Here is a 14,244-nt window from a genome sequence, read left to right on the forward strand (position 1 = left end):
ATTTTTCCATTGGAAATATCAATAATTATTTGGGATTTGAGAGAATGATGTTTCTTTTTACCTGAAAAAAGTAATTTTAGTTTTTTTTAATTCTTTCAATTGGAGTTTCAGTAGCATCAATAGCTAACAAATTATTATTAGTACCTTTATTTTTTGTTAAATCTTTTTTTCCAGGTAAATTAAAAATTCCGCTTTTTATTAAAATATTTTCAATTCAAAAAATATTACGAATGCAACTAGTATGACTAATATTATATCTTTTTGCAATAACTCTATAACTACTATAGTCTTTTCAATATTCTAAAGTCATTAATAAACGCTCTTCAATTACAATTTTATTTTTTCTACCACCATAATATTTTTGTTTAGACTCAGCAATTTTTAAAATTTCAAGCATTTTATAAAATGTTTGTGGCTTTATACCGACTAAACTATAAAATTCTTGATCATCTTTATATTTTTTCAACATAATAACTATCACCTTTAATATTAATAATAATCGTTAAATTGTTAAAATTAAAGGTTTTGCACCAAGTCTAATGAACAATAATTTGTTTTATCATTAAATCTTCTGGTTTCTTTTTAGGTGCTGCTACCATATTTATTCACTACTTTCTTCTATCATAAATAATTCTTTAATTCTTTCACCATATTTACCATTTTCAATATATTGAAAAAATATTTGTAAATCATTTTTGATATCTTGAAAACCTTTATTTTGCATATTATTACACTCCTTTAAAATTTTCTAATTGTAATTCATTAATATAATATTCATATAAGTAATCTCAATTATTTGATGTTAAATACATATCTTCTTCAATCATTTCATCTATACATTTATTACAATAATAACTATTATCTATGTCACTAATTCAAATATATTTTTCATTATGAATATTACATTTCATTTTTTTCACCTATTAATTTATAAAAACATTTATTACAAGTTCTATTTCCATATGATGAATTTTTATGACAAATATCACATGAACCTTTAATTCTATATTCTCTACATTCCATAATTATTAATCCCTTTCTATAATTTTTAATATTTCTTGTATTTCAATATTTTTTTTATTTTTAAGTAATTTTTCATTAGACTTGGTGCAAAACTAAGGTAATTCAAAATTATATATTCCTGCTATTAAATTAAATCTTAATGCAAATCTTCGTATTTTATTGCGATATTTTAAACTTAAAATTTTAAAACGTTTTAGTTTAGCAAATACGTGTTCAATTTTAATTCTAATTTTACTTAAAGTTTTATTGTATTATTTTTGAATTGGTGTTAATTGATTGTATTTACTTTTTTTAAATGGCAAAAATGTATTTTTATGAATATTTTGTATACCTTGATAACCCGAATCAACAAAAACTTGTTTTTCTGGATGAATAAAAGTTTTGGATTTTAGAAGCAATTTAAAATCATGAATGCTTCCAAAACAAAAAGCAGTTGAAATAATTTTTCCATTGGAAATATCAATAATTATTTGGGATTTGAGAGAATGATGTTTCTTTTTACCTGAAAAAAGTAATGGCTTTTATCCCTTTATGTACTATTTTTAAATTTTATCACATAAATGGAGATAAAAGCCTACCTATGAAATTATCCCCGCATGTATTTAAATCAAACACAAAATTACAGTTTCAAAACTAGGTATGTTATTGAATTTATATGCTGATTCTTTTGCATATAAATGAATATTGTGCTTTGAAACTCTTATGTGTGTTCGGCAAGTTCGTCGGATGTGCTTTCATGCTGATTCAATCTGGGTTGTGTTTACACCTGTTGGTGACACATACCCAAATTCATGATTTACGATTTCATGTTTGGGATAGAAGTTTTTGAAACTTACATATCCCTTCCAAGAATCCGTAAATAGACAGCACTCAGTAAAAATGTGTTTCAATGCAAATCTTAAAAGGTTTTTTTCATCTGCATTTTTCAGCACCTTCACAATTAGTTTGTTGCTGGTTTTCTCATAAACTCCAACAATCAAAGTTTTATTCAACAAGGATCTTCCTTGTTTTTTAAAACCTAAATGTGAAATATACATTTCATCCATCTGTGCTGTGCCATCAACAATGAAACCTGCATCTTGATTTCCAATTCTAGTCCTGATTTCATGACACATTCTTCAAGCTGTTTTATAGGTCACACCCAATTCCCTTGCAACATCGGTTGCTGGTATGCCATGCTTTGTGTTTATTCATCTAAAGATGAGATAAAACCAAGATGTCATTTGGGTCTGTGACTTATAAAAAATGGTTCCATAAAGAATACTAAATGTTTGGTTACAGTTCAAACATCGTATTCTTCTCAAATCAGAAGCATTCAAACTAGAAGAAGCACACCTGATGCATTTCATTATTTTCAACTTCGCTATATATTTCAAACAATCGTTTTCAGTTTGAAATATGCTATTGAATTCATTTCAATGCATTTTTTTCCTCCACACTAGTACATGTGGGGATAATTTCCAAAGTAATTTTAGTTTTTTTTAATTCTTTCAATTGGAGTTTCAGTAGCATCAATAGCTAACAAATTATTATTAGTACCTTTATTTTTTGTTAAATCTTTTTTTCCAGGTAAATTAAAAATTCCGCTTTTTATTAAAATATTTTCAATTCAAAAAATATTACGAATGCAACTAGTATGACTAATATTATATCTTTTTGCAATAACTCTATAACTACTATAGTCTTTTCAATATTCTAAAGTCATTAATAAACGCTCTTCAATTACAATTTTATTTTTTCTACCACCATAATATTTTTGTTTAGACTCAGCAATTTTTAAAATTTCAAGCATTTTATAAAATGTTTGTGGCTTTATGCCGACTAAACTATAAAATTATTGATCATCTTTATATTTTTTCAACATAATAACTATCACCTTTAATATTAATAATAATCGTTAAATTGTTAAAATTAAAGGTTTTGCACCAAGTCTATTACATAAATTTTGAATTAATTCTATTTTTTCAATATTTAATAACATATTAATGTCCTTTAATACTTTAAATAAAATATTTTTTCATTATGAGTATTTATATCTTTCATTGGTGTAACAATATAATTAATTGGCTTATCATTTTCTTTATAAGGATTATTGATTTTAAAACTTTTCATATCTTGTTCTCATGTAATGTTATATTTAAAACATTCTTGATTTTTATCATTTTTAAAAATATAATAACCATTATATTCTTCATAAAATTCACAAGATATTAATTCATTTTCATTTGTAGTAATATCTGCAATATTTTAAATATATTTTAAAATATCACTACCTTTAACACTTTCAATATCTTTTGTTATTGATTTTTTCCTTAATTTATAATAAAAATCTTCAATTATTTTTAATGCTATTTTTTTATTTTTTGTATCTTTAATTGTAAAATTAAAAAGGACACTTATATAAAAATTAAATTGTGTTAGTTCTATAATTAAGAAAAGAAAGGAATTAGCGCAATGTATAAGTATCTGAGTATTGAATCAATAATAGCAATAAAAGAATATAAAAATTATGGATTTTCGATTCGTAAAATAGCAAAAATTGTTGATTATAGTAAATCAACCGTACATAGAGTTTGTAGATTATTAAATAAAAACTTATTGCCATTAGAAATATTGAATCAATTTCAAAAAAATAAACAAAATGCAGGCAGAAAATTAATAATTTTAACTTTAACAGAAATTAATAGTATTAATCATTTGTTAATTACTAAAAAGTATGCTCTTGATATAATTGCTAACTTTTTAAAGGAAAATAAAATAAAAAGTATTTCGACAAAAACTTTATATAACATGTTTAAAACAAATCGAATGGGTTTTGATGAAAATAACTTATTGAGAAAAGGCAAAAATAAATCTCACAAACAAAAAGAAACTAGGGGCAAAATTAATAATTGTAAGTCTATTCATGAAAGAAATTTAATCATTCCTAATATTAAAAATATACAAGAATTTGGTCATTTAGAAGGTGATACTATCATTGGCAAAGATCATAAAAGTTCTATTATTACTTTGGCTGATATATGATCAAAAACCACAATTCCTTTAGTAACTCAAAATCATAAATCAGAAAATATTACGAAAAGTATAATAAAATTTATTTCAAAGTTACAAAAAGGAACAGTTAAAACCATTACTTTTGATCGTGGTAAAGAATTTAGTAAATGAAGATTAATCGAAAAAATTTGTAATGTCAAAATTTATTTTGCAGATCCTGGTAAACCTTGCCAAAGGGGTTTAAATGAAAATAATAATGGTATTTTAAGAAGATATTTACCAAAATCTACAGATCTATCTTCATATAAACAAAAAGATTTAAATTTTATAGCATTTCAAATTAATTCTACACCCAGAAAATCGCTCTCTTATAAAAGACCAATAGATTTAATACAATTATTTTAAAAAACTGTCCCATTTATATTTACAACTCAGGTATCAATAATAGTATCTTTAATAGGAAATCATGTTTCATATTCACCAATTTCTAATAACATACCTTTAGTTGTTTCTTTCATTTTATTTTTAATATCTAAATTAACATTAATCATTACAAATCCTTTCTATGTATAAGCCTTATCACCTACAGTGATAAAAGGCTTATATACTACTAACTACTTATCTACTATACGTAAGGCTTATGCTACTGTAAGTAGCATAAGCCTTGGAGGGTAGGGGTTCTAGGGGAAGGGCACCAAAATTTCTGAAATTTTCAAAGAGCAACAAAAAAATTACTATTGGAATATTCTTTTAATTTTCAAAAAAACTCTTGATGAAATAAAAAAAATCATCAACCCGGCCTAAAATTTGATTTTATTTAATTTTGGGATTTATTTTTTTTACAAACTGAAATATAATGCTTCAGATTTTGCATAAGGTGATATTTTATAATGTTGGTATTTAAATTTTCATAAATTGAGGTAATTTTGAATATTGGTAAATCCAATGTCATGATAATGAGTAATAAATTCTTTTAAACTGGATTGTATTTTACTGATATTACTTAAATTTTTATAATTTAATTCTTTATTTTCTTTTGATTTAAATTTCTTGAGAGTACATTTTGTTTGTTTAGCTACTGTATCATATAGTATTTGCATATCACAAACTATAATTGATTTTTCTTCGATAAGCTTAGATGTTAAATTTTATTGTACTCATTTTTTTGTTAATCTTTTAGTATTTGTTGTTTGAGCATAAATATTTTTATTTTCATCAATTGCCATTTCAATACAACAGTTTAAATCTTTAGCATTTTCTTCAATTCATTTTTTTCTTGGATCATCTGGATTTTTTAAATTTCCTTTATGAATTTCTTTGATAAAAGTTTCATCAATTTCAATTCTACCTTTTAATTTTGTGAATGGTTTTTGTGTTTTTGCTAATTGTGATGATTTCATAAATTTTTGACGATTAAATCATGCTGATGTTTTTGAAATTTTAGCAAATTGAGAAATAGTATAAGCAGATTGACATAACAATGACAATCAAATTATTCAATCTCATTGTTCATGAGATAAATGACTTCAATGTAAAAAATGATTTCTTAAAGCATCAAAGCTACTTTTACAATCTTTGCATAAATATTTTTGCTTATTATTCTTAAAACCATTTTTTACACATCAATAAGATTTACAATTTGGACATTGAATTCCTTTTTCTTTAAATTTTTTATCAATTGCATCTAATTTTTATTTTTTCTCAATTTGTTTAATTCTATTTTTAAAATGTCTAATAATTTTTATAAATTATTCATCTTTTTTGTTTTTTAAAACATCAATTAATTCATTATTAGTCACAAAAAATCACCCCTGATATAAAAATATTACTTTTAATTTTAAATTAAAAGTAATATCAAGATTTTTTGTGAAAATTAAAAGAATATTCCAACACAATAGCCTAAATAATTTTTTATTTAGTTATGGAATAATTAATTACTTTAATAAAGTGCTGGTTCAATAAAATAATTAATTATAATTGTTCAACAATTAAAAAATGAGAGTATTATCTCTCATTTAACTTCTTTTTAAATCTAACCATTAACTTTATACGCCCATTAATTGATAATTAATAGGATTATTAAAATTATTATCTTCGTGCACACATTTTCCAACGTGAATATCATTAATACCATTTCTTAATAAAACATTAATATTTTCTAAATTAACTCCACCACCAGCAAGAATTTTTATTGGTAAATTTAATTTCTTTAATTCTTTAAATTTATTAATATTATTTACAATATTATCTTGACCACCAGAAGTTAAAACTGTAGTAACACCTAATTTTACTAACTGTTCTAAATCTTGTTTTTTATTAAAAATTTCATCAAAAGCACGATGAAAATTTATTTTTAAAGGCTTTGCTAATTTAATAACGGACTTCTCCCCACATGTACTTGTGGAGGAAACAATGAAATTGAATGACTTCAACAATATATTTCAAACAGAAAAAGATTGTTTGAAATATATAGCAAGTTTGAAGGAAAACAAATGTATGAGGTGTTCTTGAACAAATTTGAATACTTCTGATTTAAGAAGAATAAGATGTTTGAAATGTCATCAAACATTTAGTATTCTTCATGACACCATTTTTTACAAGTCACAAACACCTTTGACATCTTGGTTTTATCTCATCTTTAGATGAATAAACACCAAACATGGAATTCCATCAACTGATGTTGCAAAAGAATTGGGAGTAACTTTGAAAACTGCTTGAAGAATGGGTCATAAAATCCGAAGTGCAATTGCAAAACAAGAACCTCAATTCATTGTTGAGGGCATAGTGCAAATGGATGAAATGTATCTTTCACATATGGGTTTTAAAAAACAAGGAAGATCCTTAAAAAATAAAACTTTGATTGTTGGGATTTATGAAAAAACAACCAATAATTTAATTGTGAAAGTGTTGAAAAATGCAAATCAAAAAAATCTTTTGCAATTTGCAAGAAACCACATTTCTTCAAAGTGTGATGTACATACTGATTCTTGAAAAGGATATCGCCATTTTAAATCAGTTTTCACTAAGCATGAAACAGTTAACCATCAAGATGGTTATGTTTCAAAAACTGGTGTAAACATAAACCAGATTGAATCGGCATGAAAGCACATCAGACGAACATTTAAAACACATATCGAAGTTGAAAAACATCATGTTCATTTATACGCAAAAGAATCGGCATATAAATTCAACAATATACCTAGTTTTGAAACTGTAATGTTATGTTTGATTTAAAAATGTGGGGAGAAGTCCGTAGATAGGCTTTTCTCAGCATTTATGTGATAAAATTTAAAAATAGTACATAAAGGGAGAAAAGCCTTTAATAATTTCACTCATTCTTTCAACATCAATATTATTATCTTTAGTTAAAATACCACAAACAATACCTGATGCATGAGTTGTTTTAATAAATTCAATATCTCTTTTAAAGATTTTAAAATCATTATCAGTAATATTAAAACCATTATTATGATTTCTAACCATAACCATTACTGGTTTCAATGAAATTTTACATGCTTCAGCAATCAATTCATAATTTGGAGTATAACCACCAAATTCCATAGCAGTACAAAGCTCAACTTGATTAGCTAAAGAATTATTAATTTTTTCTATATCTTTTAAAGATGTAGCTATTACTTCTAAAAACACAAAATATCTCTCCCCATCTTATTTTTTTGATAAATAAGTTTTCAATAAACTAACTTTATCTAATTTCTCTCAAGGTAATTGTAAATCATTTCTACCAAAATGACCATAAGTTGATAATTGTTGATAATTTTGTTTAAATAACTCTAATTTATCAATCATAGCACTAGCAGAACAATCAAAGACTTGATAAATTATTTCTGTTAATTTTGCCTCTGTTAAACCGGAAATAATAGTTTGATGAGTATTAACAAATATTGCAATTGGTTCAGGAGTTCCAATTGCATAAGCTAATTGTACTTCACAAATCTTTGTTAAGTTAGCAGCAACAATATTTTTAGCAATATACCTAGCATAATAAGCACCCGTTCTATCAACTTTAGTGGGATCTTTTCCTGAAAAAGCTCCCCCACCATGACAAGCAGCTCCACCATAAGTATCAACCATTAATTTTCTTCCTGTTAAACCAGTATCACCAGCAGGTCCACCAATTACAAATTTACCAGTTGGATTAATTAAATATTTAAAATCAATATTTAAATGATATTTATTAGCAATATATTGCATAATTTCTTTATGAATAAATGTTTTAAATTGTTTTTCATCATAATTTGCTTGATGTTGAATGCTCATTAAAATAGTATGTATTTTTAAATTTTTAGGGTCTTCTTGATCAATAGTAACTTGCGCTTTCATATCAAGAAGTGCATACTTAAATTTTTTTTCCTTTCGTAATTTTGTAGCTCGTTTAATTAATTCATGTGCTAAAACAATTGCTAATGGCATATATTCTGATGTTTGTTGACATGCATAACCAAACATTATTCCTTGATCACCAGCACCAATTTGATGATTTTTTAATTCAACACCTTGTAAAATATCAGGTGATTGTTCATGAATTAACACTTTAATTTCACAAGTAAAACCATTAAATCCAATTTTATCATTTATATAACCAATTTCAGTAATAACTTTTCGCGCAATTGCTTGATAATCAACTTGAGCATGACTATGAACTTCACCACCAATTAAAACAAAATTTGTAGTAATAAAAACCTCACATGCTACTTTGGCATGTGGATCTTGTTTTAAAAAAGCATCTAAAATTGCATCAGCAATTTGATCGCAAATCTTATCAGGATGACCAGGAGCCACAGACTCACTAGTAAAAAGAGGATGGGTAATATTAGGTATTAATTTCATATTTTTTAACCTTTCTCAAGTAAATTTTTTTTTGTAATTCATGGCATAATTTCATTATCAAATATATCTTTAATATTAGGTTCATTAATTAAAGCATGTTTACCATCAAAAATAAAAACATAACTATGATGTTTCTTCCAATATTTTTTATTAATTTTAAGTTGATGAAAATCACTAAATACATCATCAGCACTTTGCAAGATTAACGTTGGAAGTTTTGAATTACTAATTTCCATTATACTTTTTTTATTAATTTTTTTAAATTGTAGTAAAAAACGTAATGATCAATTTTGACGATTACTATATCTTTGATTTATATTAGTAATATGAGCATTATTACTAGAAATATCTTGATTTTCAACATAGATTGGCATTTGAATATTAGAATTAAAAATAAAAGCAAAACAAAAACAAATAATAAAACTTAATGAAAATTGATAAAGATTTTTTTTAGTTACTAAATTACTAGTAATTAATGCTGATACTTGTGAATTATTTTTAACAGCATGACTGGCAATAGCTGCGCCTAATGATTCACCAAAAACAATAATTTTTTGATTAGGATATTTAGATTTTACTGCACTTATTATATCTTTTAAATCATTAATATCAGTACCTAATGATTTAAATTTTCAATCTTGTCCATTTTTACCATTACCTCTTCGATCATAAGTAATTAAAGATAGTTGTGATTTTTTACAAAAAGAACTTAATAATTTAAAATCATCTTTTTGACCTTGCAAGCCATGAGCACCAATAATAATTACTGTACTTTTATCAACCATTTGCTTAAATAATTTTACTTCATAACCATCACGTAAAATAATTACCTTTTCTCGTATTTCAGCAGCTTGCTGTACATGAACATTATCTTTAATTTTTGCCATTAATAAAATTCTTAAAATTATTAAAATAATTAATATACTAATCCCAATTAAAATCGAATATAAACCATTTTTATCAGTAAAAAAATTAGCATTGTTTCATATCATGTTAAAGTTAGTCCCTTCCTATATTTGTAATTATTCGTAAATTTTAAAATTAGGTGCTTGTGGATGAATAAAAATACGTTCAATTTTTTGTGCTTTATTTGTCTCATCATTAATAGTTAATAAAACAGCTGAAAATTGACCTTCACCATCAGCTGGACTAAATTTTGCCGGCATACTTTTTTTATCACGAATAATAACTTCTTCAGCTTTAGCACCAATAATAGAATAAAACGGACCTGTCATTCCAACATCGCTAATAAAAGCAGTACCTTTTGTTAATAAACGATTATCTGCTGTTTGAACATGAGTATGAGTCCCTACCACACAAGTAACTTGACCATCAAAATTTCAAGCAAAAGATAACTTTTCCGCTGTTGCTTCAGCATGAAAATCAATAATATGAATGTCACTTTTTTCTTCACTATTTTGTTTATCAATCATAATAAGTTGTTCAAGAGCAAAATAAGGATTATCAGATTTATCCATGAAAGTACGACCAATTAAGTTTGTTACACGTACTTTTTTATTACCAACTTTAACTAAAATTGTACCATTACCTGGATGATAAGGATTATAATTTAAAGGACGCAATAAATCGGGAGTTGTATTAATATACTTAGCAACATCAGGATGACCAAAAATATGATTACCGGTAGTAATAATATCAATACCAGCATTTTTTAATTCATCATAGTGTTTTTTACATAATGATTTACCATGAGTAGTATTTTCACCATTCGCAACTACTAAATCAATCTTAAATTGATTTTCATATTCCTTTTTTATTTTAGGAATTCAATATTTAACCATTTGTCTACCAACAATACTGTAAATATCACCAATTATTAAAATTTTCATTAATTTCCACCTGCTTTATTCTATTTTATCAATTTCTTGTAAAACTTTAATAAAATTATACTTTTCCGTATATTTTTCATATATTACTTGTCGTTGTTTATATTTTTCATAAAGATGCAACTTACTTTCATATTTATTTAATAAAATAATAACTTTTTGTAGACTATCATGAACAGCCGTTCGTGATACTTTTTGTAAATCAGCGATTTCTTGTAAAGATAAATTCTCAATAAAGTAATTTGTAAAATATTGTTTTTGTTTTGCTGTTAATAATGTATTATAAAAAGCAAATAAACTATAATATAAAACTTGTTTTTCTAAACTATTCATTTTCATACTCCACAAACAAATCACTTGTTAAACTAAAAATATACTTATCTAAATCAAACTCTTCCAAGTCATTAATACCTTCACCAAAACCCATTAATTTAACAGGAATATCTAATTCTTCCTTAATAGCAAGAATAATGCCACCTTTAGCAGTGCCATCCATTTTTGTTAAAATAATGCCAGTCAAAAAAACAATTTTCATAAATTCTTGCGCTTGATTAATACCATTTTGTCCAGTTGTACCATCAATTACTAACAATGTTTCATTAGCTTCATGTCCTAATTTCTGAGTAATAATTTTATTAATCTTTTTTAACTCCTGCATCAAATTAACTTTATTTTCTAATCTCCCTGCTGTATCAACAATAATAACATCACAACCTTCAGATTTAGCTGCTTCAATTCCAGCATAAACAACACTAGCTGGATCTTGCTTTGGTGTTCCTAAATAACAAGTAATACCAATTCTTTCTGCTCAAATTTGCAATTGTTCAACTGCACCAGCACGAAAAGTATCAGCAGCAACTAGAATTGTTTTTTTACCTTGTGTTTTTAATTTAGCTGCTAATTTAGCTGCTGATGTTGTCTTACCATTACCATTAACACCAACAACTAAAAATAACGAAATATTATTACTACTAAAATTTAATCTTGTAGAAACCAACTGACCATCAGTATAAATAACAAACATTTTATCAATAATAATATCATTAATATCTTTTGGTTTTGTTAATTTTTGAATTTTAGCTTCATGACGAATTTCATCAGTAATAGTTTCTGCCATTTTGTATCCAACATCTGCTAAAATTAATACTTCGGTTAATTCTTCAAAATATTGTTCATCAAGTTGATGATAACGCGCTGCTAATGCTTTAATTTTAGACGCAAATAATGTTCTTGACTTTTTAAGGCCCTGATCATATTTAGTTGTCTTTTGACCAAATAATTTTGTCTTTAAATTTTTAAAAAATGCCATATTTTCACCTACATTGTTTATTATACCAATAAATAACTAGTTATTTATGACATTAATACTTTAATTTTATTAAAATATTAATAGTACGATTTAAAAGTTTTATTTAATAAGTAATTTATTATATTTTAACGGACTTCTCCCCACATGTACTTGTGGAGGAAACAATGAAATTGAATGAGTTCAACAATATATTTCAAACAGAAAAAGATTGTTTGAAATATATAGCAAGTTTGAAGGAAAACAAATGTATGAGGTGTTCTTGAACAAATTTGAATACTGCTGATTTAAGAAGAATAAGATGTTTGAAATGTCATCAAACATTTAGTATTCTTCATGACACCATTTTTACAAGTCACAAACACCTTTGACATCTTGGTTTTATCTCATCTTTGGATGAATAAACACCAAACATGGAATTCCATCAACTGATGTTGCAAAAGAATTGGGAGTAACTTTGAAAACTGCTTGAAGAATGGGTCATAAAATCCGAAGTGCAATTGCAAAACAAGAACCTCAATTCATTGTTGAGGGCATAGTGCAAATGGATGAAATGTATCTTTCACATATGGGTTTTAAAAAACAAGGAAGATCCTTAAAAAATAAAACTTTGATTGTTGGGATTTATGAAAAAACAACCAATAATTTAATTGTGAAAGTGTTGAAAAATGCAAATCAAAAAAATCTTTTGCAATTTGCAAGAAACCACATTTCTTCAAAGTGTGATGTACATACTGATTCTTGAAAAGGATATCGCCATTTTAAATCAGTTTTCACTAAGCATGAAACAGTTAACCATCAAGATGGTTATGTTTCAAAAACTGGTGTAAACATAAACCAGATTGAATCGGCATGAAAGCACATCAGACGAACATTTAAAACACATATCGAAGTTGAAAAACATCATGTTCATTTATACGCAAAAGAATCGGCATATAAATTCAACAATATACCTAGTTTTGAAACTGTAATGTTATGTTTGATTTAAAAATGTGGGGAGAAGTCCGTAGATAGGCTTTTCTCAGCATTTATGTGATAAAATTTAAAAATAGTACATAAAGGGAGAAAAGCCTATTTTAATTTAATAATAAATCAAAAAAATATCAATCATTTTTTCTTGATTTTAGCTAAAAATAAAAGATTGCTTTTGCAATCTTTTAACTTGTTTTATTAAATACATGATGAATTTGATGGGTTATATCCACTTGTTGAAGGTTGATTTTGTAAATCCATTGCATTTATTTTTTTAGTTTTATTAAAACTTAATCGCTTTATTTTTTCTTCAAATACATGTTTCTCATTATTAGCAATTTCTTTTTCTAATAATAAATTTTTAAGTTGATCAGTCTTAATTAAAATATCCTTATTTATATCTTTGTTCTTATTAACACAACCAAAAGTAAAAATAATAATAATATAATTTAATACTGAATTTGTTTTTTTCTGTTCAAAATGTGCAATATCTCTTTCAATATTGATAATTTCTCTTTCAATATTAGTAATTATTTTAGTTATATTTAATAAGATTTGTTGATTTTGTTTTATTCTTAATTTTTGCATTTTTTTTAAAAAAAATTTAGAAACTTTCTTATCTTTTGAAAAATCTTTGGCAAAAGATAAACTATCATTACCCATTTTATCTTTCTCAATAAAATTAGCACCTTTATTAATTAATAAATTAATAAATTTTAAATCAGCATTACCCATTATAGCATAATGTAAAGGAGTATTATCGCTATTATTTTTGGCATTTATATTAGCACCATATTTAATTAATAGATCTGCAGTTTCTAAAAAATTATGAAAACATGCATAATGTAAAGGAGTATTACCAGAATTATCTTTTTCATTTATATTTAAATTATTTATTTTCTTACTAATAAAATAAATAACTACCTTATTATTACCATTTTGTAAAAAGTAAATAAAAAGTTTTTGATCAAAAACTTTTCTTAAGTTTTCATCCGTTAATATTCTTTTTGCTTCATTCAATTCTTGCATTTTAAGTTTTGATTGAGGATTATTATTTTTATCTGGGTGAGTTTTTAGAGCAGTCTGTTTGAATTTTTTTTTAATTTCTGCTACTGATGCTGTTGGTAATACATTTAATATATCATAATAATTAGAAATTAATGATTCATCTTTCAAATTTCTTTTTTTCTCCTTTCAAAATAAAAACCCATTTACTTTAAAATAAAGTAATGAGTTAAAAACTATATTTAATTT

At 25.0% G+C, this 14,244-nt stretch carries 24 protein-coding genes and 1 pseudogene; 5 read left to right on the forward strand and 20 right to left on the reverse strand.

Features of this window, described 5'->3' with window-relative positions:
- Nucleotides 1-76: 76 nt before the first annotated feature.
- The 6 genes from AAHM78_RS10385 to AAHM78_RS10405 all read right to left on the reverse strand — a co-directional run bounded on the left by AAHM78_RS10385 (nucleotide 77) and on the right by AAHM78_RS10405 (nucleotide 1,493).
- Entirely contained in the window at nucleotides 77-469 is a 393-nt protein-coding gene (locus AAHM78_RS10385) for a transposase family protein (RefSeq protein WP_342252835.1), read from the reverse strand.
- Nucleotides 470-601: 132 nt separating this feature from the next.
- A complete protein-coding gene (locus AAHM78_RS10390) occupies nucleotides 602-724 on the reverse strand; it encodes a hypothetical protein (RefSeq protein WP_342253103.1) in 123 nt (40 codons plus the stop codon).
- Nucleotides 725-728: 4 nt separating this feature from the next.
- Nucleotides 729-911 (reverse strand): hypothetical protein, encoded by a 183-nt coding sequence (locus AAHM78_RS10395; protein WP_342253104.1) that lies wholly within the window; start codon nucleotides 909-911, stop codon nucleotides 729-731.
- Nucleotides 901-1,023, reverse strand: coding sequence for a hypothetical protein (locus AAHM78_RS10400; RefSeq protein ID WP_255495881.1), 123 nt, complete (start codon nucleotides 1,021-1,023; stop codon nucleotides 901-903). Before AAHM78_RS10400 ends, AAHM78_RS10395 begins: the two co-directional genes overlap by 11 nt.
- Nucleotides 1,024-1,115: 92 nt before the next feature.
- The gene (locus AAHM78_RS17060; protein WP_425289775.1) at nucleotides 1,116-1,262 is read right to left on the reverse strand and encodes a transposase; all 147 of its coding nucleotides are present in this window, start codon (nucleotides 1,260-1,262) and stop codon (nucleotides 1,116-1,118) included.
- A 12-nt stretch (nucleotides 1,263-1,274) separates the two neighbouring features.
- Nucleotides 1,275-1,493: a hypothetical protein gene (locus AAHM78_RS10405; RefSeq protein WP_342255141.1), complete on the reverse strand. Its 219-nt coding sequence runs from the start codon at nucleotides 1,491-1,493 to the stop codon at nucleotides 1,275-1,277.
- Between AAHM78_RS10405 and AAHM78_RS10410 the strand changes: the two genes are divergently transcribed.
- On the forward strand, nucleotides 1,435-1,569 hold the full coding sequence (locus tag AAHM78_RS10410) for a hypothetical protein (RefSeq protein ID WP_342253105.1): 135 nt from the start codon (nucleotides 1,435-1,437) through the stop codon (nucleotides 1,567-1,569). The genes AAHM78_RS10405 and AAHM78_RS10410 overlap by 59 nt on opposite strands.
- A gap of 56 nt (nucleotides 1,570-1,625) precedes the next feature.
- On the opposite strand, the gene AAHM78_RS10415 is transcribed toward AAHM78_RS10410, so the two are convergent.
- Together AAHM78_RS10415 and AAHM78_RS10420 are read right to left on the reverse strand one after the other, a co-directional pair.
- Nucleotides 1,626-2,342: an IS1595 family transposase gene (locus AAHM78_RS10415; protein WP_342253106.1), complete on the reverse strand. Its 717-nt coding sequence runs from the start codon at nucleotides 2,340-2,342 to the stop codon at nucleotides 1,626-1,628.
- Between the two features lie 152 nt (nucleotides 2,343-2,494).
- On the reverse strand, nucleotides 2,495-2,815 hold the full coding sequence (locus tag AAHM78_RS10420; protein WP_342253107.1) for a transposase family protein: 321 nt from the start codon (nucleotides 2,813-2,815) through the stop codon (nucleotides 2,495-2,497).
- A 662-nt stretch (nucleotides 2,816-3,477) separates the two neighbouring features.
- Between AAHM78_RS10420 and AAHM78_RS10425 the strand changes: the two genes are divergently transcribed.
- A complete protein-coding gene (locus tag AAHM78_RS10425; protein WP_342253108.1) occupies nucleotides 3,478-4,422 on the forward strand; it encodes an IS30 family transposase in 945 nt (314 codons plus the stop codon).
- Here AAHM78_RS10425 and AAHM78_RS10430 read toward each other — a convergent pair.
- The 5 genes and pseudogenes from AAHM78_RS10430 to AAHM78_RS10445 form a co-directional block, all read right to left on the reverse strand.
- A complete protein-coding gene (locus AAHM78_RS10430) occupies nucleotides 4,419-4,568 on the reverse strand; it encodes a hypothetical protein (RefSeq protein ID WP_342253109.1) in 150 nt (49 codons plus the stop codon). The two genes, AAHM78_RS10425 and AAHM78_RS10430, sit on opposite strands and share 4 nt — an antisense overlap.
- Before the next feature lie 288 nt (nucleotides 4,569-4,856).
- Entirely contained in the window at nucleotides 4,857-5,117 is a 261-nt protein-coding gene (locus AAHM78_RS10435; RefSeq protein ID WP_342253110.1) for a hypothetical protein, read from the reverse strand.
- Between the two features lie 48 nt (nucleotides 5,118-5,165).
- The gene (locus AAHM78_RS10440) at nucleotides 5,166-5,498 is read right to left on the reverse strand and encodes a hypothetical protein (RefSeq protein WP_342253111.1); all 333 of its coding nucleotides are present in this window, start codon (nucleotides 5,496-5,498) and stop codon (nucleotides 5,166-5,168) included.
- 84 nt (nucleotides 5,499-5,582) lie between these two features.
- Nucleotides 5,583-5,705, reverse strand: a pseudogene (locus tag AAHM78_RS17065) (transposase-like zinc-binding domain-containing protein); the annotation flags it as partial.
- Between the two features lie 357 nt (nucleotides 5,706-6,062).
- Complete coding sequence (locus tag AAHM78_RS10445) at nucleotides 6,063-6,452, reverse strand: copper homeostasis protein CutC (RefSeq protein ID WP_342253112.1); 390 nt, start codon at nucleotides 6,450-6,452, stop codon at nucleotides 6,063-6,065.
- On the opposite strand from AAHM78_RS10445, the gene AAHM78_RS10450 reads away from it, so the two are divergent.
- Entirely contained in the window at nucleotides 6,430-7,251 is an 822-nt protein-coding gene (locus tag AAHM78_RS10450) for an IS1595 family transposase (protein WP_342253113.1), read from the forward strand. The two genes, AAHM78_RS10445 and AAHM78_RS10450, sit on opposite strands and share 23 nt — an antisense overlap.
- Nucleotides 7,252-7,305: 54 nt before the next feature.
- Here the strand turns inward: AAHM78_RS10450 and AAHM78_RS10455 are convergent, their stop codons facing one another.
- From AAHM78_RS10455 to ftsY, 6 genes are read right to left on the reverse strand one after another with little or no spacing between them, the layout of a single operon-like run.
- Nucleotides 7,306-7,665, reverse strand: coding sequence for a copper homeostasis protein CutC (locus tag AAHM78_RS10455; RefSeq protein WP_342253114.1), 360 nt, complete (start codon nucleotides 7,663-7,665; stop codon nucleotides 7,306-7,308).
- A gap of 18 nt (nucleotides 7,666-7,683) precedes the next feature.
- Nucleotides 7,684-8,859 carry a methionine adenosyltransferase gene (gene metK / locus AAHM78_RS10460; RefSeq protein WP_425289807.1) on the reverse strand — a complete coding sequence of 392 codons (1,176 nt, stop codon included), beginning with the start codon at nucleotides 8,857-8,859 and terminating at the stop codon, nucleotides 7,684-7,686.
- An 11-nt stretch (nucleotides 8,860-8,870) separates the two neighbouring features.
- Complete coding sequence (locus AAHM78_RS10465; RefSeq protein ID WP_342253116.1) at nucleotides 8,871-9,857, reverse strand: alpha/beta fold hydrolase; 987 nt, start codon at nucleotides 9,855-9,857, stop codon at nucleotides 8,871-8,873.
- 30 nt (nucleotides 9,858-9,887) lie between these two features.
- Complete coding sequence (locus AAHM78_RS10470; RefSeq protein WP_342253117.1) at nucleotides 9,888-10,715, reverse strand: TIGR00282 family metallophosphoesterase; 828 nt, start codon at nucleotides 10,713-10,715, stop codon at nucleotides 9,888-9,890.
- Nucleotides 10,716-10,730: 15 nt separating this feature from the next.
- Entirely contained in the window at nucleotides 10,731-11,051 is a 321-nt protein-coding gene (gene ylxM / locus AAHM78_RS10475) for a YlxM family DNA-binding protein (protein WP_233214991.1), read from the reverse strand.
- Entirely contained in the window at nucleotides 11,038-12,021 is a 984-nt protein-coding gene (ftsY, locus tag AAHM78_RS10480) for a signal recognition particle-docking protein FtsY (RefSeq protein WP_342253118.1), read from the reverse strand. The genes ylxM and ftsY overlap by 14 nt, the downstream gene beginning before the upstream one ends.
- 164 nt (nucleotides 12,022-12,185) lie before the next feature.
- Between ftsY and AAHM78_RS10485 the strand changes: the two genes are divergently transcribed.
- Nucleotides 12,186-12,422 (forward strand): hypothetical protein, encoded by a 237-nt coding sequence (locus AAHM78_RS10485; RefSeq protein WP_342253119.1) that lies wholly within the window; start codon nucleotides 12,186-12,188, stop codon nucleotides 12,420-12,422.
- Nucleotides 12,386-13,006, forward strand: coding sequence for an IS1595 family transposase (locus AAHM78_RS10490; protein WP_342253120.1), 621 nt, complete (start codon nucleotides 12,386-12,388; stop codon nucleotides 13,004-13,006). The genes AAHM78_RS10485 and AAHM78_RS10490 overlap by 37 nt, the downstream gene beginning before the upstream one ends.
- A 182-nt stretch (nucleotides 13,007-13,188) precedes the next feature.
- Here AAHM78_RS10490 and AAHM78_RS10495 read toward each other — a convergent pair whose 3' ends face one another.
- Nucleotides 13,189-14,166, reverse strand: a complete 978-nt coding sequence (locus AAHM78_RS10495; RefSeq protein ID WP_342253121.1) for a DnaJ domain-containing protein — start codon at nucleotides 14,164-14,166, stop codon at nucleotides 13,189-13,191.
- Between the last annotated feature and the right edge of the window lie 78 nt (nucleotides 14,167-14,244).

This window comes from Spiroplasma endosymbiont of Zeiraphera isertana (assembly GCF_964030805.1).
In the GTDB taxonomy this organism is placed as follows: Bacteria; Bacillota_I; Bacilli_A; order Mycoplasmatales; family VBWQ01; genus Spiroplasma_E.